At 43.6% G+C, this 23,003-nt stretch carries 21 protein-coding genes; 12 read left to right on the top strand and 9 right to left on the bottom strand.

Going from position 1 to position 23,003, the window contains the following annotated elements; translation table 11 throughout:
* Positions 1-44: 44 nt before the first annotated feature.
* The 3 genes from KYS23_RS13090 to KYS23_RS13080 are packed head-to-tail and all read right to left on the bottom strand — an operon-like array spanning position 45 to position 1,863.
* The gene (locus KYS23_RS13090) at positions 45-800 is read right to left on the bottom strand and encodes a DUF3299 domain-containing protein (RefSeq protein ID WP_218418993.1); all 756 of its coding nucleotides are present in this window, start codon (positions 798-800) and stop codon (positions 45-47) included.
* Between the two features lie 16 nt (positions 801-816).
* Entirely contained in the window at positions 817-1,272 is a 456-nt protein-coding gene (locus tag KYS23_RS13085) for a hypothetical protein (RefSeq protein ID WP_218396878.1), read from the bottom strand.
* A gap of 3 nt (positions 1,273-1,275) precedes the next feature.
* Positions 1,276-1,863: a DUF3299 domain-containing protein gene (locus tag KYS23_RS13080; RefSeq protein WP_218396876.1), complete on the bottom strand. Its 588-nt coding sequence runs from the start codon at positions 1,861-1,863 to the stop codon at positions 1,276-1,278.
* A gap of 203 nt (positions 1,864-2,066) precedes the next feature.
* On the opposite strand from KYS23_RS13080, the gene KYS23_RS13075 reads away from it, so the two are divergent.
* The 4 genes from KYS23_RS13075 to KYS23_RS13060 all read left to right on the top strand — a co-directional run bounded on the left by KYS23_RS13075 (position 2,067) and on the right by KYS23_RS13060 (position 6,613).
* Positions 2,067-2,810, top strand: a complete 744-nt coding sequence (locus KYS23_RS13075) for an ABC transporter ATP-binding protein (RefSeq protein ID WP_159533927.1) — start codon at positions 2,067-2,069, stop codon at positions 2,808-2,810.
* On the top strand, positions 2,810-4,045 hold the full coding sequence (locus KYS23_RS13070; protein ID WP_159533925.1) for an ABC transporter permease: 1,236 nt from the start codon (positions 2,810-2,812) through the stop codon (positions 4,043-4,045). Before KYS23_RS13075 ends, KYS23_RS13070 begins: the two co-directional genes overlap by 1 nt.
* Positions 4,046-4,188: 143 nt before the next feature.
* A complete protein-coding gene (locus KYS23_RS13065) occupies positions 4,189-5,526 on the top strand; it encodes a serine hydrolase domain-containing protein (protein ID WP_126874010.1) in 1,338 nt (445 codons plus the stop codon).
* 94 nt (positions 5,527-5,620) lie between these two features.
* Positions 5,621-6,613 carry an LLM class flavin-dependent oxidoreductase gene (locus KYS23_RS13060; protein ID WP_159533921.1) on the top strand — a complete coding sequence of 331 codons (993 nt, stop codon included), beginning with the start codon at positions 5,621-5,623 and terminating at the stop codon, positions 6,611-6,613.
* 111 nt (positions 6,614-6,724) lie between these two features.
* Here the strand turns inward: KYS23_RS13060 and KYS23_RS13055 are convergent, their stop codons facing one another.
* Positions 6,725-7,240 carry a cupin domain-containing protein gene (locus KYS23_RS13055; RefSeq protein WP_201299285.1) on the bottom strand — a complete coding sequence of 172 codons (516 nt, stop codon included), beginning with the start codon at positions 7,238-7,240 and terminating at the stop codon, positions 6,725-6,727.
* A gap of 407 nt (positions 7,241-7,647) precedes the next feature.
* Between KYS23_RS13055 and KYS23_RS13050 the strand changes: the two genes are divergently transcribed.
* The 3 genes from KYS23_RS13050 to KYS23_RS13040 are packed head-to-tail and all read left to right on the top strand — an operon-like array spanning position 7,648 to position 11,727.
* Complete coding sequence (locus tag KYS23_RS13050; protein ID WP_159533916.1) at positions 7,648-8,670, top strand: ABC transporter substrate-binding protein; 1,023 nt, start codon at positions 7,648-7,650, stop codon at positions 8,668-8,670.
* A gap of 19 nt (positions 8,671-8,689) precedes the next feature.
* A complete protein-coding gene (locus tag KYS23_RS13045) occupies positions 8,690-10,591 on the top strand; it encodes an ATP-binding protein (RefSeq protein ID WP_159533914.1) in 1,902 nt (633 codons plus the stop codon).
* Between the two features lie 47 nt (positions 10,592-10,638).
* Positions 10,639-11,727: a diguanylate cyclase gene (locus KYS23_RS13040; RefSeq protein ID WP_218396874.1), complete on the top strand. Its 1,089-nt coding sequence runs from the start codon at positions 10,639-10,641 to the stop codon at positions 11,725-11,727.
* Between the two features lie 23 nt (positions 11,728-11,750).
* On the opposite strand, the gene KYS23_RS13035 is transcribed toward KYS23_RS13040, so the two are convergent.
* Positions 11,751-12,749 (bottom strand): NADP-dependent oxidoreductase, encoded by a 999-nt coding sequence (locus KYS23_RS13035; protein WP_159533910.1) that lies wholly within the window; start codon positions 12,747-12,749, stop codon positions 11,751-11,753.
* 335 nt (positions 12,750-13,084) lie between these two features.
* Between KYS23_RS13035 and KYS23_RS13030 the strand changes: the two genes are divergently transcribed.
* Entirely contained in the window at positions 13,085-14,407 is a 1,323-nt protein-coding gene (locus KYS23_RS13030; RefSeq protein WP_159533908.1) for a porin, read from the top strand.
* A gap of 74 nt (positions 14,408-14,481) precedes the next feature.
* On the opposite strand, the gene KYS23_RS13025 is transcribed toward KYS23_RS13030, so the two are convergent.
* Positions 14,482-15,366 (bottom strand): LysR family transcriptional regulator, encoded by an 885-nt coding sequence (locus tag KYS23_RS13025; protein WP_159533906.1) that lies wholly within the window; start codon positions 15,364-15,366, stop codon positions 14,482-14,484.
* Positions 15,367-15,719: 353 nt separating this feature from the next.
* On the opposite strand from KYS23_RS13025, the gene KYS23_RS13020 reads away from it, so the two are divergent.
* Entirely contained in the window at positions 15,720-16,727 is a 1,008-nt protein-coding gene (locus KYS23_RS13020; RefSeq protein WP_218396870.1) for a 5'-methylthioadenosine/S-adenosylhomocysteine nucleosidase, read from the top strand.
* A 134-nt stretch (positions 16,728-16,861) separates the two neighbouring features.
* On the opposite strand, the gene KYS23_RS13015 is transcribed toward KYS23_RS13020, so the two are convergent.
* Complete coding sequence (locus tag KYS23_RS13015; protein ID WP_159533902.1) at positions 16,862-17,305, bottom strand: DUF2721 domain-containing protein; 444 nt, start codon at positions 17,303-17,305, stop codon at positions 16,862-16,864.
* A gap of 279 nt (positions 17,306-17,584) precedes the next feature.
* On the opposite strand from KYS23_RS13015, the gene KYS23_RS13010 reads away from it, so the two are divergent.
* Both KYS23_RS13010 and KYS23_RS13005 read left to right on the top strand, forming a co-directional pair.
* Positions 17,585-19,690: a TonB-dependent receptor gene (locus KYS23_RS13010; RefSeq protein WP_218418992.1), complete on the top strand. Its 2,106-nt coding sequence runs from the start codon at positions 17,585-17,587 to the stop codon at positions 19,688-19,690.
* Between the two features lie 241 nt (positions 19,691-19,931).
* Positions 19,932-21,224, top strand: a complete 1,293-nt coding sequence (locus KYS23_RS13005; RefSeq protein WP_218418990.1) for an NAD(P)/FAD-dependent oxidoreductase — start codon at positions 19,932-19,934, stop codon at positions 21,222-21,224.
* 95 nt (positions 21,225-21,319) lie between these two features.
* Here the strand turns inward: KYS23_RS13005 and KYS23_RS13000 are convergent, their stop codons facing one another.
* Together KYS23_RS13000 and KYS23_RS12995 are read right to left on the bottom strand one after the other, a co-directional pair.
* Positions 21,320-21,886 carry a YceI family protein gene (locus KYS23_RS13000; RefSeq protein WP_218418989.1) on the bottom strand — a complete coding sequence of 189 codons (567 nt, stop codon included), beginning with the start codon at positions 21,884-21,886 and terminating at the stop codon, positions 21,320-21,322.
* Positions 21,887-21,908: 22 nt separating this feature from the next.
* Entirely contained in the window at positions 21,909-22,436 is a 528-nt protein-coding gene (locus KYS23_RS12995) for a cytochrome b (protein ID WP_218418985.1), read from the bottom strand.
* Between the two features lie 262 nt (positions 22,437-22,698).
* On the opposite strand from KYS23_RS12995, the gene KYS23_RS12990 reads away from it, so the two are divergent.
* Positions 22,699-22,992: a hypothetical protein gene (locus KYS23_RS12990; protein ID WP_218396864.1), complete on the top strand. Its 294-nt coding sequence runs from the start codon at positions 22,699-22,701 to the stop codon at positions 22,990-22,992.
* Positions 22,993-23,003: the final 11 nt, after the last annotated feature.

Genomic DNA, 23,003 nt, shown 5'->3' with positions numbered 1-23,003 from the left:
CTGTCAGCGTTTGTGAAAAATAGCGTCTATTATTCTTGATAAACCTAGTGAGCACGAAAGTCATCAGGCTGACCATGGTAAGCCTCAATGTCGAATACATTTAAGATGTACGCTGAGGTACCAAGGGGGTCTTCAAACATACCCTGTTCTAAAATACCCGTTAACGTAAATGCATCGGCCAAATTGTGATGGGCAAATCCATCGGGCAGTTGTACAAAAACAATTTGATTGGGTGGTGGAGGGGGAAGGTGAATACAAGCGCCGTAGTAAGGCACCACGAAAAAGCTCTGTAATGTGCGATCTTCATTCACTTCTATCGGTACAATAAAGCCGGAAATAGAAATCGCTTTGCCTAAAATGGTGTGTACTATATTGGTTGAGTGAAGGGCTGAAATGTAATTTTCATCGCTACTGGCTTGAATAGATAACAGCAGTTGATTCGTTATAGACTGGACGGTGCCGATTTGGGTAGGCGATAAGTCACTTGTGTCGTTCCCTGATTGATATTGACGTAAGGTGGCTGCTTCTTGTTCTGGCAGTAAGTCTTGCCAACCTAAGCGCATTACACCTTTTTGTTCAACTTCTTGGCTGAATAAGGCCTGTAACTGAGGGTTGCTGGTCTGATAAAGTGCTTCGCTAGTGTATAACTGATGTTTTATACTGGGCCAATATAGTTGAACTAGCCTAGTGAATACACTACCAGCCACTAAGAAAACGAAAAGAAGTAGTACTATCTTCAATGGTTTGCGCTTAGCGATAACTGCAGCCGGCTCGTTTTCTTTAGCAGCGACTTTACTCACTCCCTTATCCACTTTTTTATGCTGAGCGTAGTTCAATTTTCTGACTCAGTGAAAAAGGCTTCCCGTCACTTAACCCATTTATTTGGATGGAAATGTGCGATTGGCCTGGGCGCTTTACCGTAAACGTTAAGTTATAAACGCCAGCGTCTTGTTCCAGTAACACAGCGCTATTTCCCACTATTTCTACGCCATCGCTACCTATAAAACTAACGTTTACATCACGATAGCGTAGCGGTATCACGTAAGATATTTTCGCTGTGGCGGCTTCATCAACAACAACGTCTACCTGTTTAGCGTGTTTAACCGACAGGGTTTGGAAAGCCGACACCTGATAATGTTGCTGAGCAAGGGGGTGTAACCGATTAAAGCCAAAGCCCAAATTACCACCGCCATGCAGGCCGCAAGCATGTGCGGCAGAAACCACTGTCAAAGAGGCTAGCAGGGCAGATAATAGTTTATTAAATCGTGTCATCAATTATCCCTCGTATGGTTTCACATTGACGTGATCTAAACGGTACGCCGCGGTGCCCATCGCATTTTCAGTGGTGTCGATAGCCAAGGTGCCTTCGAACCAGAAAGGATCGTACAAACTTTCTAGTTCAACACCTTGCTCAATACTCACATATATAATCTGATTCGGGGGCGGTGGAGGCATATGAATGCATGCACCGAAGTAAGGTACGATAAAAAATTCTGTGACCATTTGCGATTCGCTGCTTTCAAGAGGAACAATAAAGCCAGGAATACGGATAGGCTTATTCTCAAAGGTTTTAACGACTTGCGTTGATGTCAGCGCTTGCTGAAAGCGGTTGGTAGCTTCGTTATCAAACTCTTGATTACCAAAGGCTTCCACAGAATCTTCTTGAGAGCCGTCTTCAATACCGGCTAAATAATCTGGTGGATTTAGCAGCGCAGCTAAATCTTCTTCAGGCATTAACTGTGTCCATTCCACCTCTTGGTAGTCAGATGCTTCGATATCTTCAGCATATGTTGTAGGATAAAAAAGCATGCCTGCTATCGCGACAAAAATACCAATGCGGGCGCGTAAGAAGAGGTTCATCATTTTATTTAGCCAAGAATTATTATAACAATTAGTGTAAAACGTTATAACATAACATGGTTAAGTTGTATATTTGAAGTCTGGCTGAGCGTACTCCTACAGCAAAGTAGGCTTAGTTTGGCTTGCATGGCGGCCTAATAGAATTAGAGTCAGCGACATCCACTTTTACGCAAGCATCGCGTAACGCATAAAGGAGATGATTCACATTGTCAGCAGCACCAGAGCAACCATTGAAAAATGAAGCACACTCCAAAAACACAGCGCCTAACCAAGGCAATGCTTTTGCGCTTAATGACGTTAAATATCATTATGCAGATTCAAACAGCAGTGGGCTGCATATACCTACGTGGAAGGTGAATTACGGTGATCGTGTTTTCCTACATGGTCATTCAGGCTCTGGCAAAACCACCTTGCTTAATTTGTTAGCAGGGGTGCTAACGCCACAAAGCGGCGAGTTATCGTTACTCGGCAAGCCATTTTCCGCCTTGTCAGCCAGGCAGCGCGATAAGTTTCGCGCGCAGCATATTGGCGTGGTATTTCAGCAATTCAATTTGATTCCCTACCTAAGCGTGCTTAAAAATATTGAGCTGGCCACATATTTCGCAAAAGCTGGCAAAACCAATGTGGCCGATGCGGCCGAAGCGTTGCTGATAGGGCTTAAATTGCCTGCTACTATTCTTCAGCAACCCGCTAATACGCTAAGTGTAGGCCAACAGCAGCGGGTAGCCATTGCCCGTGCGTTAATCAATAAACCAGAAATATTGCTTGTAGATGAACCCACGTCTGCCTTGGATGCTGCCGCACGAGACGCCTTTATGACCATTCTTATCGATATGTGTAAGCAGCACAACACGACACTGATATTTGTAAGTCACGATATGTATTTGAAAAAGTTTTTTGAAACCAGTGTAGAAATGTCCTCTCTAAAACAGCCAGCGGAGAGCATGTAATGTTAGTGTCGTTAGCGTGGAGTAGCTTAGGTAGTCGCAAAAAATCAGTGATATTAACGTTTCTTTCGTTGCTGATTAGTATCAGTGTATTGCTAAGCGTTGAGCACATTCGCCAGCAGGCAAAAGAGAGCTTTAACCGTACGATTTCAGATGTCGACCTTATCGTTGGCGCCCCAAGCGGTCAGCTCAATCTTTTATTGTATTCAGTGTTCAGGATGGGAAGCCCCACCAGTAACATCAACTATGCAAGCTATGAAGCACTGCAAGAAAGTAAATTAGTAGAGTGGGCAATTCCTATCTCTTTAGGAGATTCTCATCGCGGCTTTCGGGTAATGGGGACGAACGACAACTATTTTCAGCATTTCAAGTTTGGTAACAAGCAAGCGCTCAGTTTTCAAAACGGTAATGCCTTCGCGAGCTTATTTGAAGCGGTGATAGGCGCTGATGTGGCCAAAGAGCTGGGTTATAAAGTGGGAGACAGTGTGGTGATTTCTCATGGTATTGGTAACACCAGTTTTACCAATCATGACAATACCCCTTTCACTATCACCGGCATACTTTCAGCCACTGGCACGCCGGTAGATAAAACTGTGCATGTAAGCTTAAACGCGATTGAAGCTATTCATTTATCGGCGTCAAAGCAAAGCCAATTGCTCAACGATGCAACCTCGGTAAATACCACGCCAGACAGCGTAACAGCGGTAATGCTTGGGTTAACCTCAAAGTTTGCAACGTTTAAACTTCAGCGCGATATCAACAACTACAAAACAGATAGGCTTATGGCCATACTGCCTGGCGTGGCGCTAACCGAGCTTTGGCAAATGATGGGTACGGTAGAAAACCTACTGCGAGTGATTAGCATTTTAGTGCTTATATCTTCATTGTTTGGTTTATCGACTATGTTGTTAGCCTCTATGCAGCAGCGTAAAAACGAAATTGCCGTATTGCGAGTATTAGGTGCAGGCCCAGGCGTTATCTTTACCTTGGTATTAGTAGAAGCGTTAATCTTAGTATTGTTAGCGATTGTGGCGGCGATTGGGTTGCTTAGCGCAGCGTTAACCTTATCGAGTGATTGGCTTGCGTCTCAGTATGGTCTATTTTTAAGTGCGAATTTGCTTACCCTGGAAACGCTGAAAGTGGTAAGTGTGATTACCTTGGCGGCTATTGTCACTTCGGCAATCCCAGCCTTTGAAGCGTATAAAAACGCACTGCATAGTTCACTTTCTTCGAAGTAGCGGGTGGTACTGTATACTGATGGGTGACTGGTCAGCAACTTAGTTTACAGCGGCGAGCGTAGTCTTCACAAAGCACGCTTACGCGCTTAGTTAAATGGAATGATTTATATTCGCTCATAGCATGAGCCTGCAAGGAGCAAAAAATGAAAAAGTGCTTTAGTTTACTTCTCTTTATCTGCATTTTTAATGTGTCTGCGCAAAGCTTTGATACCGCTAAATTAGATAAGTATCTAGCTGCGCTTGATGAAAATGAAAAGGCAATGTTTAGTTTGGCAGTGGTAGAAGATGGCAAGCCTGTTTACGAAAATTCAATAGGTTATGCCGATTTAGCCACGAAGAAGAAAGCCAATAAACACACTCAGTATCGCATAGGGTCGATTACTAAAGTGTTTACATCTGTAATGATTTTTCAGCTCATCGAGGAGGGGAAACTTTCTTTAGATACTACATTGGCAGGCTTCTATCCCAATATTAAAAATGCCGATAAGATCACAATCTCTATGTTACTTAGCCACCGAAGTGGGATTCATAATTTCACTAACAAACCTGAATTTAGTCAATATATGACGTCACCCAAGTCAAAGGGTGAAATGATAGGAATTATCGAAGCGCTAGAAAGTGACTTTAAGCCAGGCAGCCAAACGCGCTATTCGAACAGCGGATATTTACTGCTGGGCTTCATCATAGAAGATATTACGAAAGCGACTTACGCCCATCAACTAAAACAGCGTATTAGCATGCCATTAAACCTAACGAGAACGATTTATGGTGCGGCTATTGATGTAAAGCGCAATCAAGCTAACTCATATAAACCTATCTCATCGGGTTGGGCTCCTGCAAGCCTCTCCGATATGAGTATCCCCCATGGCGCAGGTGCAATTGTCTCTACGCCCACCGAGGTCGCCTTGTTTCTCTCTGCCCTTTTTTCCGGTGAGCTAGTTTCTGAGGATTCGCTGAACCAAATGAAACAGGTAAATCAAGGTATAGGGCGTGGCTTGTTGCAATTCCCCTTTCACGACAAAAGGGCTTTTGGACACAACGGGCGAATTGACGGTTTTAATTCAGTCGTGGCTTATTTTGCTGACGATAACGTTGTTTTAAGCCTGGTTTCCAATGGGTTAAATTATGCGCTGAACGATATCAATATAGCCGTATTGAGTATTTATTATGGCCTTGATTATGAAATACCTGACTTGACCCAGATGCCAGTGGAGCTTGCGCAAGAATACCTTGTTAACTACGAAGGTGTGTTTATCTCCCCAGACATTCCTCTGAATATCACGTTAAAAGTCGATGATAGTGTGCTAACGGCGAAAGCTACAGGTCAACCGGTACTTGGTCTTACTCCGTATTCAGCCTCGGAATTTCGTTTCACGCCAGCAGGTATTGTTATTGTGTTTGAAAATGCCGGCGGTCTAGTTGACTATACTCGCTTCGAGTTACAACAAGGCGGCGGGAAGTTTAGGTTTACTCGAGAGTAAACCTAATATCGCGTATCTCGTGTGAACCGTGGCAAAGCCTTTCGGCGTATATTGAGTTTGCGATACACTGCAAAAAACGTTTACGAGGTTAGCCATGTCATTACCCCTTTCACTACTCGATCTTGCCCCTATTTCAGACGGGCAAAGCATAAGCGATGCATTAAGTAACTCGCGAGAGTTAGCTAAGCAAGCTGAGCGTAGTGGATATCAACGTGTGTGGTTGGCAGAACATCACGGTATGCATGGTGTGGCGAGTTCTGCTACCGCCGTTATGTTAGGCAACATTGCCGGCGCTACTAACCACATTCGTGTAGGTGCAGGTGGTGTAATGCTACCAAATCACGCACCATTGGTTATCGCCGAGCAATTCGGTACGTTGGAAACCTTGTACCCAGGTCGCATAGATTTAGGGCTTGGCCGAGCCCCAGGTACCGACATGGCTACCGCAAAAGCATTGCGTCGCAACCTTAGCAGCAACGCGCATGTAGACACCTACCCTGATGACATAAAAGAGCTTCAACATTATTTGGGAGCCCCAGAGCCTGGGCAGAAAATTATCGCGGTGCCGGGTGCCAACACACATATTCCGTTATGGTTGTTGGGTTCAAGTTTATACAGTGCGCAATTGGCTGCATCGGTTGGGTTGCCTTATTCTTTTGCGTCGCACTTTGCACCAGACCAGCTGTTCGATGCCTTGCATGTTTATCGTTCTATGTTTAAACCATCAGCGCAGCAAGAAACGCCTCACGTGATGGCGGGGTTAATGGCGGTTGTAGCCGATACCGATGAAGAAGCTCAGTACTTGTTCACGTCGGTTCAACAGCAGTTTATGAATATGCGGCGCGGGCTGAATAAGCCTTTCGCTAAACCTGTAGATGATTTATCTAATATTTGCAGCGAAGCCGATTACGCTATGCTGTCTCATGTATTGCGTTATGCGTTAGTAGGCTCAAAAGCGACGGTAACCACGCAGTTAGCTAAGTTTGTAGAAGCCACAGAAGTGGATGAGTTAATTGTTTCAATGCCCATTCATAATCTAGAGGCACGACTAAAAAGCGTTGCGCTTTTGGCCGAAGTGAAAATGTAGTCGAAACCAACGTCTAGCAGAAATGCTCCTATCTCTAAATGTGGATATGACACTTTGAATGGAATTAGAAAAGCCTGCTAAGAGCAGGCTTTTTACGTGTAGCAACGGGCATTATTTCTTATTCGCAAGGCGCTCAATAAGCGCTTTATGCTGAGGGAATTTTTCTAACAATTCATGCTGAAAAACTTCAATCATATCTTCAGGCTCCCACCCAGGGGATACCGCTTCGCTCACCAAACCATAGTCGCCATCAGTTAATTCGGCCGCTTTATAAGTGCCACCGGGAACAGCAAGCTGCAACTGCTGGCCGTTGGCAATATCAGGCCCTACTACCACTTTTTCGTAATGGCCATCTGGGTAAATCATATGGTAAGTAATGGGCGAGCCCATATGGTAAAACTCAATGCCATCGGAATACTTAGTATGAAAATGGTCAATACTATTGTCGTTCGTAAGCATATAATAAATAGCGGTCATGGTGGTGCGTTCACCACGCGCCGTTGTTACTTTGTCTCTGTGATCCGCTTTAAAGCTTTGGCGAAAATACCCACCTTCGAAGTGATGAGAGAGGTTGAGTTGTTCAATGACTTGTTCTTTCGTTAACGTCTTCATATTATTGTTCGTCATTTTCTGGTTCCTCATTTCGTTGTTAGCGATAGGCGAAAAGCTTGCCAGGCATAGGCTTAAACCTATACCTAGCGTTGTCATTTTTTTGCTAGAACATATATTTGGGGGAGTACTAGGGATAAGAGATTTTATTCGCCTCATAATATGGTTATTATCCTTGATAGGTTTAGCCGTAACGGGTTAGGCATTTTATATGGCCCTTAAATTATAATGGGCTCCAAATCATAGATGGTTAGTACGCTAGGGCACTTTTTAACGCTTAATCTAGCGCAAACTACCTACAATCACACTGATGGGTGTTTTAAGCCTATATTATACGAACTTCAGCTATGCAGCGAAGTCGATTAACACTATGATATTTCAAACTAATCACCTACTCACAAGCTTAATAGTTGGGCTAAATAAAGATGAAAAAAACGTCACTACTCATTGTGAGTATACTCCTTTGTTTTGTATTTCACGCTCAGGTTAACGCTAAACCACTACGTGTGGTCATAATAGAAACGGGTCCTTTACCGGTAGTGATAAATACAAAAGATGCCTTTATCGATGAACTTACGCTGGTTATGCCCGATCATGAAATAGACGTAGAAATATATAATGCAGAGGGTCTAGAAGAAAAGGCGAGGTCTATTGTGGAAACAATCACCGAGCAAGCAGCGCCGGACCTGTTAGTACCAATTGCTACGCTTGCCACTAGGGCGGTTTACAACTTTTCCGCTGCGGCTGAGATTCCTACTTTATTTATGACAGTGGCAGACCCTGTAAAAGAGGGCATAGTCACTGCGTTTGGCGAACATAGCACGTCAAACATAACCGGTGAATCTCACGTATTAGATGCCAAGGTGAAGTTGGATATGCTTGATGGCTTACTAAAAGCCTCTGCACTGGAGGAACCCATCACTATTGGGCTGGTGCACTCAGAATACCCATCTTCAAAAAGTTCGGTAGAAAGCCTGTTAGCACTCGAGAGTCAGTATGATAACGTGAAGTTTGTGACGGTGAGCACCGCCTATGTTGAAGGCACTTTAGGGTTAGGTGCTATGCGTGCTGGTATAGTGGAAGTGCTTAAAGAAAAAGTAGAAACATCTGGCCTCGATGCTTATTGGCTTTCCACTGGCCCCTTGCTTCAAGCCGACGATCTCATTAATGTTATTTACAAAGAAACTAAACTATTACCGATTTTTGCCGAAAGTATAGAGTCTGTACAGCAAGGTGCGTTACTTGGCGTTGTAGCAGATGAAAAGAGTATCGGTAAATCAGGTGCATTACGCGCCAAGAGGATCTTAAGTGGCGAGAGGGCGAATACCATGGCTGTCACTAGAATGGATAAATACACAATAGGGGTGAATGTATCTACCGCCATAAAGATGCACATTCCTATTCCCTCGACGTATTTAAAGTTATCGAAAGAGCACGTTTATCAATAAAGAGTAGTACCAGATATTTATGCGAATTAAGTCGAAGCTTTTAGCTATTTATATCCCCATTCTGTTTACAGGAATGGCGCTAACGGGCTATTGGGCCTATTTGACGGCTTATGAATCAGTGAGAGAGCGAGAGTATCAGTTACTGACTCAAACTCTGTCATTAACCTTTATTGAGTTTGTGCGAGAGCGGCACGATTTGTTAGTGGATTCGGGGTTAGAAAATGTGCCTGTATTTAGAGATGCCTATCAAAAAGAGGTATTTGACGAGTTAGCAGAGCTTCATCAGTCAACCGGTAAGCATTTTGCGGTAAGCGATAAGTCTACTGGCGCTGAGCTATTTAGTACCTATGAAGAGTGGGCGCCCATCAATACCGCTAACGCTAACATTACCACTATCAATGCTACCGATATTGCATTTGGCGAGTCTGAATGGAGAGACCAAGATGTACTCTTTGCCTGTAGTAAGTTCGACCCTTGGAACTGGAAGCTTACGGTTAGCCAATCTACCGATGAGCTAGAATTATCATTGTCAAAAATAGCCTGGCTGACCATTGCTATTACCTTGTTTACGGTGATTTTGGTGAGTTTATCTATAGGAAAAATTACCCAGTATTTTGTGATTTCCCCTATCGGCAAAATTAAGAATGCGACAAGCAGTATCGCAGGTAATCATAAACGGGTAAGCATTGATGTCAGCGGCAAAGATGAGTTGAGTGAATTAGCCCAAGATGTCGAAGCGATGTCTGCAGACATCGAAAATTATGTGGAACGGGCACAAGCTGCCAATAAAGCCAAAACGGACTTTCTTGCCGTCATGAGCCACGAAATTCGCACGCCGTTAAATGGTATTCAAGGGCTTGCTACTTTATTGCTAGATACGCCGTTAGATGACAAGCAAAAGCAATATGCTTCAGATTTACGCTCTTCAGCTACCATTCTTGCCAATGTGATCAATGACGTACTCGATTTATCCAAAATTGAATCTGGCATGTCAGACGTTGATGTGACTGAATTTAATTTAGATAGCATGCTGAACGATCTTATTACCTTGTTAGGTATTAATGCGAGTGCAAACCACACGCGGTTAGAATATAAAAGTAAGAATTTGGACTCGGTAATGGTCACGAGTGATGTGACTAAACTGCGCCAGATAGTGATTAACCTAGCCAGTAACGCCATCAAATTTACGCACAAAGGCACGGTGACGGTTACAGCGAGTCTTAAAAACGTAGCCGGTCCAACGGTAGAAGAAAACCGTTTAGTCATTTCTGTGAAAGATACAGGAATTGGTATAGAACCAGATAGGCTTGAACATATTTTCGATAAGTTTACTCAATCTGATTCTTCTATTTCCCGTCGTTATGGTGGTACCGGTTTAGGTTTATCCATTGCTAAAGAGCTATCGCAACTATTAGGTGGCGATGTCAAAGTGGCAAGCCAAGTGGGTGAAGGGTCGTGTTTCACAATGTCTGTCATGGTAAGCGCTCGTGTTATTGATAGCGCGTCACTGCAAGAAGCGCAAAGTAACCTAAATAAAAATATAATCCTTAAACCGGGTATTAGTGTATTACTGGCAGAAGACAATGCGATAAATGCTGTGGTGGCTCAAGCACTGTTAGAACAACTTGGGTGCACGGTTACTCATGTCGACAACGGTTTAAAAGCAGCCGTTAAAGTTGAAGAGGAAAAATTCGACGTTATCTTTATGGATATTCATATGCCTGTGATGGATGGTGTTGAAGCCACTAGACGCATTCGAAGTTTACCAAGTGACGCAAGCCAAGTCCCTATTATCGGGCTAACAGCAGAAGCCTTTAAAGAGCGCCATGACGCCTTTAAACAGGATGGTATGAACGACGTGGTCACCAAACCTATCACCATTGAAGCATTAAAAGATAGTCTACTTAAGCTAGTCTTATAGAAGCGTCTATACTTACTGAAAGAGGTTACCCATGTTGGGAGAAGCAGGTGGAAGTGGTTGGAAAGCATAGAGAGATTTTAAGACTTCGTGTTGCTCTTATTATCGGCGCTTTGTTGTTAGCCTCTTTTGTTCTCGCGGATATGGTGATGTTACCGTCCCCCTTGTACGAGTTTTATTTGCAAAACCGTCTTATGTATCAATTGCCCATCATTTTTACGGTTATTGTACTTTCGTTCTTTCGATTCTTTTATGCTGCCAAGAGCTGGATTTTTGCTGGGTTGATGGTGGTGTTAACTTTTGCGAATTATGTGCTTATTTACCAAAGTTGGGTATTACACCAATTTGCTTTTCCTTACGAGGGCACGATTTTATATGCATTCTATTGTGTATTCGCGTTGGGTGTTACTTACAAGCTGGCGCTGGTGGCATCGGTAATAAGCATCGCTGGGTTTATGGGGTTAATGGTAATAGCGCCGGTATATGGCGACCGCGTCATGATTTCAACGTCATTTGTGGTAGGCTCGTTATTTATATGTGCTTATGCAAAATATCGATTAGACAGAATAGTTATTCTTTTAAAATCAACAAATAAAAAGCTAAACACCTTAAGTCGAGAAGATCCGTTAACCAATCTTCTTAATAGACGCGCGCTGATGAAAGAAGGCGAGAGATTACTGTCGCTCAGTAAAAGGCAGAACCTTTCTTTCGCTGTATTTATGCTCGATTTAGACGACTTTAAGAAATACAACGATGCCTTCGGTCACCAACAAGGTGATGATGCCATTGTGGCGCAGGCCGATGTGATGCGCGCTGTATTTCAACGACAAACCGATATTTTGGGGCGTTATGGCGGCGAAGAGTTTATGGTTATTGTTAGTGGATTTTGCGCAAGGCAAGTAGAAAAAAGCTGCCAGCAAATACTCGATACATGGGATGAAAAAGCCTTACCACATGCACCAAATGCGTCAGCGAAAACCGTCTCTTGCTCTATTGGTGCAGTGGTTGTTAATAATGTGAAAGGGCAAACATTAGAAGGCTTAATTAACCAAGCTGATAATGAGCTTTACCAAGCAAAGTCTGCGGGGAAGGGGACTTATTTACTATCGACGCTAAGTGAAATTAGCGTCGATAGTTAATGTAGAAAACATAAGCGTTAGGCTTAAAGTTTAACGATCATTTTTCCTTTGTTATCTCCAGAAAACAGCATCTGCAAACCCGCTACTGCCGACTCGATCCCCTCAACCATATGAGAGCGATATTGAATCTTGCCTTGTTGTACGTAGGGCGATAGCTTTGCAACAAGTTGAGGTACTTCGCCCCAATGATCAGGCATGGCAAACCCGCGAACGTTAATGCGTTTTTTAATTAATGGGATCCAGTTCGGGCCGGGAGCAGGCTGTTCCGATTGATAATCGGCAATCATGCCGCAGACCACAATACGGCCATGCGTATTCATACGATTGAAAATATGATGTTGAATAGGGCCGCCGGTGTTTTCAAAGAACACGTCAATTTTATCGGGGGTGAGCTCAGTTAATTTCGCTTCTAAATCGTCAGTTTTGTAGTTTACGGCACCGTCGAAGCCGAGTTCGTTGATAATCCAGTCTGCTTTTTCATCACTGCCTACTACGCCAATAACGCGAAGGCCGTCTGCTTTTGCGAGCTGACCAACTATCGAGCCTACTGAGCCAGCAGCGCCAGTGACAACCAAGGTTTCACCTTCTTTAGGCTCACCAAAGTTATATAAGCCCGTGGTAGCGGTTAAACCAGGAAGCGCAAATACGCAAAGGGCCATTTCTTCGGTAATACCTGGCTGAAGTTTATTGAAGCCTTCACCACTACTCACCAAGTATTCTCGCCAGCCGGTCATCCCCATGACTTTGTCGCCAACAGAGAAATCCGCGTTATTAGACTCTATTACTTCACCCACACCGCTTGAGCGCATGACTTCACCAAGCTCGACAGGAGGGATGTAACTTTCACGATCTTCACTCATCCAACCTAGCATTGCAGGGTCGAGTGACATGTAAGTTTGTTTGATCAGTATTTCACCTTCACCCGGAGAAGGAATAGCTTGCTCACGAGTTTCGAACAAATGGGGACCAATTTTTCTATCGTTTGGGCGATTGACCAATAGAATTTCTTTATTGTTAGACATGTGAATCTCTCCTAAGACGGTTGAAATTATCTCGTACTATTGTTGTGGGGCTAGAAACTGCTTATACAAGCGTAATCGCTCGATAGGTCAAAAATAGCGTGTTTAATCAAGTCTCCTCCAATTGATTAGGGTGATAGGTAGACTCTCTCATTCACAAATAGTGTCAATTTTTGCAATCTATTATTTTCAAAATGTTTACAACTTCTTTAATTGTGTCGCTAAAATTGTAAAAAATGCGATAAAACAGCGTGAATGGCGTTAACTTGCATTGAACAAAACATACCGTAACCGTAGAATGCGCCACTGCATATTTCCTGTTCTATAAGAGTATTTTTATGAAGCAACATTTTTCTTTACGCGCCTCTGTATGCTTAGCACTCGCCTCTATGGCATCTTCTTCTGTGCTAGCTGCTGGTTTCCAAGTAAACGAGCATAGTGCGAATGGTTTTGGCCGCGCGATGGCGGGCCAAGCGGCAACGCCTGAAAATGCATCAATTCTTGCTACTAACCCTGCTGCTATTACTGAATTTAAAACTGCCCAGTTCAGTGCGCAGGTAAGCTACATCAACCCACAAATTGATATTCGTGGTGATATGGATGTTGCTGTGTATAACGAAAGCGGTGAAGTGCTGTTTGCTAATACTTATGATGCGAGTGAAGAAGATATTGCTACCACTGCTGTAGTGCCTTCTTTTTTCTATACTGCACCGGTTAACGACAAGGTGTCTTGGGGTATCGGCGCGTTCTCTAACTACGGCCTCGCTACCGACTACAGCAATAGCTATAACGGTTTGCACTTTGCTGATGACGCTGAAGTAACTTCATTTACACTAAACCCTGTTGTGGCTTATAAAGTAAACAACACGTTAAGCTTAGGTTTTGGCCTTAATGTGACCTACGCGGAAGCCGAAATTGGTACTGCTATTCCTCAAGCATTTGGTGCGTTGCTTGGCAGCGATGCACTAGGTAATGCAACTATCGTTAAGATGTCTGGTGACGATGTTGGCTTTGGTTGGAATGTTGGCGCGTTATGGCAAGCCACTGAGACGACTAAGTTGGCGTTTAGCTACCGAGCTGAAACTGAACTAGAGCTTGAAGGTGAAATTGAATCAGATCTAGGTGTTATTATTCCTGCAGTGGCAGAGCTATACAACCAAGGCGGTTCACTAGACCTTGATTTAGCTGCAATCACTGAAGTGGCTATTAACCAACAGCTTAACGATGAGTGGTCAGTGCAAGCCAGTGTTGTATTCACTGAGTGGAGTGCATTTGATAAGTTGAATGCAGAGCTTGATAGCGGTGACGATTTGCTACTTAAAGAAGAAGATTTCGAAGATTCATTCCGCGTAAGCGTAGGTGGAACCTACCTTTATAGTGACAAGGTTACCCTTCGTGCTGGCTACGCATACGATGATGGTGCTGTTAGCTACGAACACCGCTCGTTGAGTATTCCAGACACCGATCGTCATTGGTACACTGTAGGTGCAACATACGCATTAACTGAAAGCACCAGCATTGATATGGCTTATGCTTATATTAAAGGTCGTGAAGCGGCAGTTAGCCAGCAGCGCACTATTGGTACTATTGTCAGTGATCTTACGGCTACTGAGCATGCTAAAGCGAACGTATTTAGCTTACAGATAAATACCAGCTTCTAAGCAAATTTGATAAGAAAAAGGGCATCATATTGATGCCCTTTTTTATACTTCAGAAAGCGTCTATTTCGTATAACCTAAATCTCAGAGAACCAGTCTTGCAAGCATGTAATGGCTGCACTTATTTTGGCTGGCACCAGTTCACGTTTGGGCGTAACCGCGTAAACGGTGTAGTCAGGTAAAGACCACTCAGTAAATAGCTGTTTCATTGAACCGTCAGTAAGTAAGTGTCGCACCTCAGGCTCTGGCAGTACGGCATATCCTAGTCCGTCACGCGTAAGCTGAATCAAAGTTTGCATTGAATCCAGTTCAATGCGGCTAGATGTCAATGGGACTTTGCCTAATGTACTGTGTTTTATGACATATTCCTCTATGTGTCGATGAGACATATAGGAATATTCTTGCAATATTGCAGGTGACTCCAAATGGGATTTAGCCAACGGGTGGTCTGCCGATGCACACAGAATACGTCGCCATGTGGCCAATTCCAAACTGCTGAAATTAGTATCAGAAACCGGGGTGAATCCAAGCAGCAAGTCGGCACCAGATACAATAATATCTGTAGGCCTATCGGTAAGGGTTAGCGAGATATCTATTTTCGGAAAATCTTCACTTAACTTACGTAATGGCTGGCTTAGCAAGCCTCCACCAAAACCTTCTGGGGCAATAATATTCACTTTGCCTGAAGGTGCGTCTTGCAACGTTTCAATACGTTCTTGCGCTTCAATCGCGGTATTTAACATCTTTTTGCTGGTGTCGTAATAGATCCTTCCAGCCTCGGTAAGGCTCAAGTTTCGGGTATTACGATTAAATAAACTCAGCCCAATGTCTTGTTCAAGTTTTCTTAGTTGTTGGCTAATTGCCGAAACGGTCATATGCAGGTTTCGGGCTGCAATACTCATGCTACCGCTTTCAGCGACCTCAACAAAAATTTGCAGAGAGCGAAGTAGTTTCATGTTCATTGGTAATTGTATCCTCATCGATACGAGTCAGTTGTTCTCGCGTTGCTTTTTTAAGTCCTTTTATGTCCTATAAATGTAATCCAATAAGGGAAACTCTACATCCGTGTTCAGCTTATGAAACTGCAACTAAGCGCGTTTTATTCTATTGAGGACAAAGATCTAGGTTAAAAAGGAGAATAGAACGCCCCTCGACAAATGGAGTTTGTTAGGGGGTTGTATCCAGTGTTTTTAATATTTGTAAAATGCCGATATAACACTTTCTTTCATACCGAAAGCTGGTACGTTAAGAATTAACAGCGCACAGGCTATTGCCTCTGCCACTTCCAATAAAAAACTGAATAAGAATGGTGATTATGAAACTTCGCGTTATTTCGTTTCTGCTGTGTATGTCATTTGTTGTGGTGATATCAGGGTGTGCCAGCACTTCATCCGTAACTCAGCCTCAATATGGCCCAGTATCTTTTACTGGCGATGAATTTACCGCAGTTATGGTTGCCTACGCACCAGAAATGGAGGGGATTTTGGGAAGAATCGACTCTGATCCTAATGCACAAATTCATACCACCACCACAATAAAAGGTATTACTTATCGCATTGGCACCTACCACGATGAACCTATTCTTGTTTTCGCAACGGGAATGAGTATTGCCAACGCGGCCATGTCGACACAAATGGCGCTCGATTATTTCCCGGTTAAACAGGTGGTTTATATGGGCATAGCAGGAGCCGTAAACCCCAAGTGGCAACCAGGTGATGTTATTGTGCCAGAGCGTTGGTACTACCATGATGAAAGTGTTTACACCAATGAAGACCCTGAAAGTCCAGGTAAGTATGTATTACCAGAATACTACGCTAAGTTTATGGAAGAGCAGCCAGCACGCTTAGCAGAAGATCCACATTATCCTAAATACAAGCCTTTCCAGTTTATTCACCCTGACGAAGTGCTTATTACAAAAGACGGTATGGAAAAGCCAGAAGATACGGCTTACTTTACCGCATCATCTAGATTATTGAACGCAGCAAAAACCGCCATGGATGCGATGCCAGTTCAGCGTATTTTGAACGAACGTGATGCCAAGCTTCATGTAGGTGGAAATGGTGTTACAGGCTCAGTGTTTATGGATAACCGAGAATATCGTAAGTGGGTTCGAGATGTTTTCACGGCTGAAGTCACCGAAATGGAATCTACTGCGATTGGCCAAGTATGCACAATTAACGATGTGGATTGGGTCATTATTCGGGCTATCAGTGATTTAGCGGGTGGCCAAGAAGGCGTAAATACAGAAAATTTGTATGATAAAGAAGTGTCTCGTGTAGGCGCGAATGTATTATTTGCTGTGCTAGACGAGTTAGCTGAATAGATAGATTCTGATCTATTCAGAAGGCTGCATAGAACAGTGGCCGAGGATGAATAACATCCTTTCAAATACAAAGGGCGAGGCAGACTTATTACATTATCGAGTTTGCCTCGCTTTTTTGTTTTCTCTTTAGCTTTTTAGCGAATAGTACGCACCATATTGATGGTGGTGGTAGCCAGTTTTACTTCAACTAGAAAAACAACAAGCGCACAAATTAGAAACATCATTGCCAGTATAAATAGCGAAATAACGGGGGTTTTTAAATCGACAATCCACAAAGAACCAGCAAACAAAGCCACAATAACGGTGCACACCATTAGCCCCGAAGCCACGCATAAGCCAATGGCCCAGTTGATGACTTTCACCCTGCGCCAAAGTACTTTTATTTCTCGCTTTGAACGGTCAACAATATGAGGGTCTGAGAGGGTATGAATTTGTCTTTCCGCTACTCTTACTCTATCTGATATCCTGCCAAGTCGAGACGACATAACGTTTAAAAAACCCGCTATACCTGTCAGTAAAAAAACAGGGGCTACCGCAAATTCAATAAGTTGAGATAGGCTAGGTATTAAGGTATCCAAAAATTACCTCCGGTAATACATTGCTGCTGTGCTATCGCATTGACGCAGCTTATACGTAGATTAGCCCATTAGCGAGAAGAAGTACTGAGTGGTGGGTTAAGGCTTGCAACCAGTTTCCATGCCTCACCATCTTCGTTTTAGTGGCTAAGTCATTACTTTTACTATTCATCGCTAAATAGTTAACGATACAATTGGCGTTATAGCTAGCACCAATGTTGTGGTCGAATGACACACATTATACGTATGTTAATCTCGCCAAATCTATAGAAAGGACAAGCAATGAGCTCCACATTCAGGTTATTTTTACATAGCCTTAGTACCGTGACAGTGGTGTCGTTTTCTTCTTTTGCTGCCGCGCAAATCCCAGATGGCGCAAACAGTGGCAAAAGCATAGCGTCAATAGAACGCGTGGTAACAACGGGAAGTAGAATTGCTAATTCCACTGCAAATTCAGGGTATGTGGTGTCTACGGTTTCAAGCGACGACATAAACTTTGTGTCGCCAAGCCATATACAAGAAGTGTTGAATTTTATTGCAGGCGCTGGTGTTCAGCGAGGTAATGGGCAGGAATACCTACCTGCACTGCGTTCGCCAGTGCTTACCGGGGCGGGGGCGTGTGGCGGTATATTGGCCGCTGAAGATAACATTCCTTTACGCGCAGCAGGTTTTTGTAATATTAACGAGCTGTTTGAAGCGCATGGTGAAATGGCAGAACGCATAGAGGTGTTAAAAGGTCCTGCTTCCCCCTTGTATGGCTCTAACGCTATTCACGGCGTGATTAATGTTATAACCCCCGATGTAACCCAAGATACTGCCTTATATGGAATTGATTATGGTTCTTATGGTTATAGCAGGCTGAAACTGCGGCAAGGAAAAGACTTTGGTGAGTCTGGTATAGGCATTAACGCGAGTATTACCCGCGACGGCGGGTATCGAGACGAAGAAAGTGTAGATCAAGAAAAGGTTAATCTCAGGCATCGATACGAAGTTGATAACCTAAAAGTAACCAGTGGGTTGACGTACACCCATTTAGATCAAGAAACCGCCGGTTACATTACCGGATTTGAAAGCTATAAAGATGAAGATATCGCCCAAGGTAACGACAACCCTGAAGCCTTTCGAAAAGCGAAAAGTTTGCGTGTATGGAGCAAAGTAGATATGGCGTTAAGCGGCGACAACGCACTATCTATTACGCCGTATTATCGCGATCAAAGCATGGAATTTCGCATGCACTTTTTACCTGGTACACCGCTTGAAGAAAATGAACAAGAAGGGTTTGGTGTACTTTCCCAGTATCACCATGTGGTGAACAACACGTTAAGTTTTGATGCTGGGTTAGACGCTGAATATACCCAAGGTAGCTTGGTGCAAGCACAAGACGGCGCTACGACTGGCTCTGCATTCTTAGTGGAAACCGTACCAGCAGGGCTTCATTACGACTACCAAGTAGACGCTACCCTTTATGCGCCGTTCATTGCGCTAAATTGGCAACAAGCGGCGTGGGCAGTGTCATTAGGTGGTCGGTATGAGTATATGGATTACGATTACACCAATAACATGATATCAGGCCGCACTCGTGATGATGGAACCGAATGTGGTTTTGGTGGTTGCCGATACGCAAGGCCTGAAAGCGGCACCAACGATTACAGTAATTTTAGCCCTAAACTCTCGGTGAGCTTTCAAAGCAGTGAAACAACCCAGTGGTATGCAGGGTTATCGAGAGGTTACCGTGCTCCGCAAGCAACCGAACTTTATAGGTTACAGCGCGATCAACAAATTGCCGACTTAGACTCTGTCATCGCCACCAATGTAGAAGTTGGTGTTAAAGGGCAACACCAAGCATTTCGCTATGTGGTATCTGTTTATAGCCTAACCAAAGATAATGTAATTTATCGTGATAGTGATTTTTTCAATGTAAGCAATGGAGAAACCTGGCACAGAGGAGTCGAGTTAACTCTAAACTATCAAATTAGCCAAGGTTTTGATGTTGCATTTGCAGGAAGCTATGCCAAACATACCTATGAGCACAGTGAACGTGTGGGGGAAGTCGATATTAGGGGCAACGATATTGATACTGCGCCAAACCTTACCTTTAATACCCGCTTAGGGTACACGTTCACCGAAAGCACTCGAGCTGAACTTGAGTGGCAGCATATCGATGAATACTATACCGATGCTGAAAACCTCAACGAGTACGAAGGCCATGATTTATTGAATCTACGTGCCTCTTGGGCAATTTCGCCTAAAATCTCAGTGTATGCAAGAGTGAATAACTTACTCGATACCGCCTACGCCGAACGTGCTGATTACACCTCGTTTACCGCAGATAGGTACTTTCCTGGGCGGCCAAGAAACGTGATGTTTAGCGTTGATTATCAGTATTAGTTAAAACCATTATCTACTCTGGTATAAAAAGCGGTAGCCTGTAGTTCACGGTTACCGTTTTTGCTTTTTTGTCGTACGCCCTGCGAGAACCACCCTGTCAGGCTTGCGAGAGTATGCGTTCAGGCGTACTGTTAGCCTCACTCATGCAGCGGATACCGTTAGTCGCGCCAGGTATATCATTTCAATAATCTTGGATTATGAAAGATGAGATACGTGGAATGATTAAATTATAGGTAAACCCATGCAAAAAATAGTTGTTGTCGGCGGTGGCGCTGGAGGTCTTGAACTCGTAAGCCGCTTAAGCCGCACCCTCGGGAGAAAGAACGAAGCAGAAATAACCCTAGTTGATAGAAGTCGTACCCACATTTGGAAGCCCTTGCTTCATGAAGTGGCTGCTGGCGTTATAGACAAGCACTCAGATGGTGTTGATTATGCTATTCATGCTGCTGCAAATCACTACCGTTTTCAGTTAGGGAGTATGTGTGCCATTAACGCAGAAACCAAAACTATTACGCTTGCACCTTTATTTGATGATGAAGGTGTGTCGATTTTACCGGAGCGTGAAATACCTTACGACCAACTAATATTGGCTATTGGTAGTGTCAGCAACGATTTTGGTACCCCCGGTGTTGCGCAACATTGCTACTTTCTTGATTCACTGGTTCAAGCTGAACGCTTTCACAAAGGGTTGCTGAATCAGCTAATTCGTATTAACCAGCAAGAAGATGAGAATAGCTTTATTAAAGTGGCTATTGTGGGCGCGGGAGCGACGGGTACTGAATTAGCCGCTCAGCTACATCATGTTGCTAACTTATCCAAAACTTACGGCATGCCCGGTATGTCAGCATCCCGTTTAAAGATAACCATTGTAGAAGCCGGTGAGCGGATATTGCCCGCACTACCTGAGCGTATCGCCAATTCTGCTCGTAAGGCGCTGCATAAACTCGGTGTAGACATCAAAGAAAGCACGATGGTGGCAGAGGCTGATGAAAATGGCCTTATCACTAAAGATGGAAGCCGTGTGGATGCTGATTTGATGGTATGGGCGGCAGGGGTGAAAGCGCCTGACTTCGTAACCGAAATGGGCATTTTTGAGACCAATCGCGCAAACCAAATTCTTGTTAATGAGCACTTACAAAGCACTGGTGACGGTAATATTTGGGTCATTGGTGATTGCTGTGGCTTCAAGCAAGAAAACGGAAAGTGGGTGCCTCCTAGAGCGCAGTCTGCACATCAAATGGCAAACACGGCGGCAGAAAACATTATTGCATTGCAGCGGGGTAAAGCGCTAAAAGGCTATGTATATAAAGACTATGGTTCGTTAGTGCATTTAAGTAACTACAGTACTGTGGGCAGTTTGATGGGCTCGTTATCAAATTCAAGTATGTTTATTGAAGGTCGTTTAGCCAAATTGGTTTATATCTCTTTATACAACATGCACCAATTTGCGGTACACGGAAAGCTTAGAGGCGCACTTAAGCTGCTACTTAAGAAGCTTAGTTATGCGATTAGCCCTAAGTTAAAGCTACACTGATGTCTCAGGGTAAGACTGATGCCTAGGTAAACATTTTGCCTGTAAACGTAAAAAGCCCGCATCAGCGGGCTTTTTTATTTTATAAGCGAAAAGCGTTACTGTTTAACGCCTTCAACATGAAGTGAAAGCTCAACGGTTTGTGACGCGGGACCTAAGTCGTAGTCGATGCCATAGTCTTTTAGCGCAATAGTGGTAGTGCCTGAGAAGCCGGCGCGGTAACCGCCCCAAGGATCGCTACCTTCACCAATTTTTTTAGCTTCAATAGTCAGAGGCTTAGTGACACCATGCAGCGTTAGGTTACCCATGATGTCTAACATGCCGTTACCCTTGTCAGCCACTTTAGTACTAACGAATTTAGCTTCTGGGAAGTCGTCTGCATTTAAAAAATCATCACCTCTTAAATGCTTATCACGTTCTGAGTGGTTTGAATCTATGCTATCGGTATCGATAGTCACTGACACAGACGCTGCAGCAGGGTTATTTTCATCGTAGCTAAATGTGCCTTTAAAGTCGTTAAAGCGTCCAGTGAGCCATGAATAACCTAAATGCTGAATTTTAAAATTAACTGATGCATGAGCACCTTTTGAGTCAATAATATAATCAGCGGCGTGAGCTGAACTTAGCGACATGGCCGCGACTAACGCAAGTGTTAACTTCTTCATAAAATCTCCTTAATATAAGTATTTAGCGAAGCCTTAACATCTGCTTCAGTGTGTTGTCTTTATCAATAAAATGATGTTTCAATGCCGCCAACCCATGTAAAGAAGTCAGCGCGATTAATGTCCAAGCAAGGTAGAAATGCACCTCGCCAGCAAGGTCTTCTTGATTTTCAATAAACTCTCCAAATCCTGGTACCGCAAACCAGTTGAATACATCTATGGCTCTGCCATCGGCCGTTGAAATAAGATAGCCCGAGGTAAAAAGCGCTAAAAGGACAAGGTAAATAGCACGGTGTCCTAATTTACTGGCCAACGTCTCAAACTTGCTTCCAAAGGTCGGTGGTCTTTGTGTAAATGCACGTGCAATAAGCCTTACTAAAGTCATTGCGAACAATAGTAACCCTGCACTTTTGTGCCAATGGGGCGCGGTTTTGTACCAATCGCTATAGTAGGTCAAATCTACCATCCACAACCCAGAAGCAAACATACCTATCACTACCAGTAAGGTAAGCCAGTGAACTAAGACAAGCCAAAGAGGCCAACGTTTTTTCATAACTGAAATAAGCAATAGAACCAAATTATAGGGATAGTCTACTGGAACAACAGAAGAGTAAATATTGCAAAGCTTATAACAGTGCGTTCTATTTATTAGAATGAACCCGTAAGGTGTAACCAAAGCTATACTTGGTAATTAGAAAATAAGCGATAAATCGTCTAAAAATTGAGGCGGGTTTAAGTGATAGTGAACAAAAAAGCCATATAGTAATAATTAGGGGCAGCTTACCCGCTCACTTAATATCGCTGGAGTTCTTCTTTTGAATCTTTTGCTATTGCTACTAACCATGTCGTTCCTAGTACCTGAAAATGGTGCTGGCAATGTATTGAGCAAAGATTACTCGCAAGTATCGAATGACATCAGCATTCAATATTTAGCCTCTTCAAATCAAGAGCAAGCCAGTGACAAAGACGAGCTTGATGATGGCGCCTACTTTTTAAGTGCTTTCTTCGCGAGCACGACTGTTCCCAGCACTCGTTATTTTGCTTATACCCTTATCAGCGATGCAAACTTTGCAGCGCATCCCATTCGCGCTCCACCCCATCTTAGTTAGACAAAATATTT

The organism is Alteromonas lipotrueae (assembly GCF_019249255.1).
Lineage (GTDB): Bacteria > Pseudomonadota > Gammaproteobacteria > Enterobacterales > Alteromonadaceae > Alteromonas > Alteromonas lipotrueae.
The sequence above is the reverse complement of the archived record's forward strand: the minus strand, read 5'-3'. Positions and strand labels throughout refer to the sequence as shown.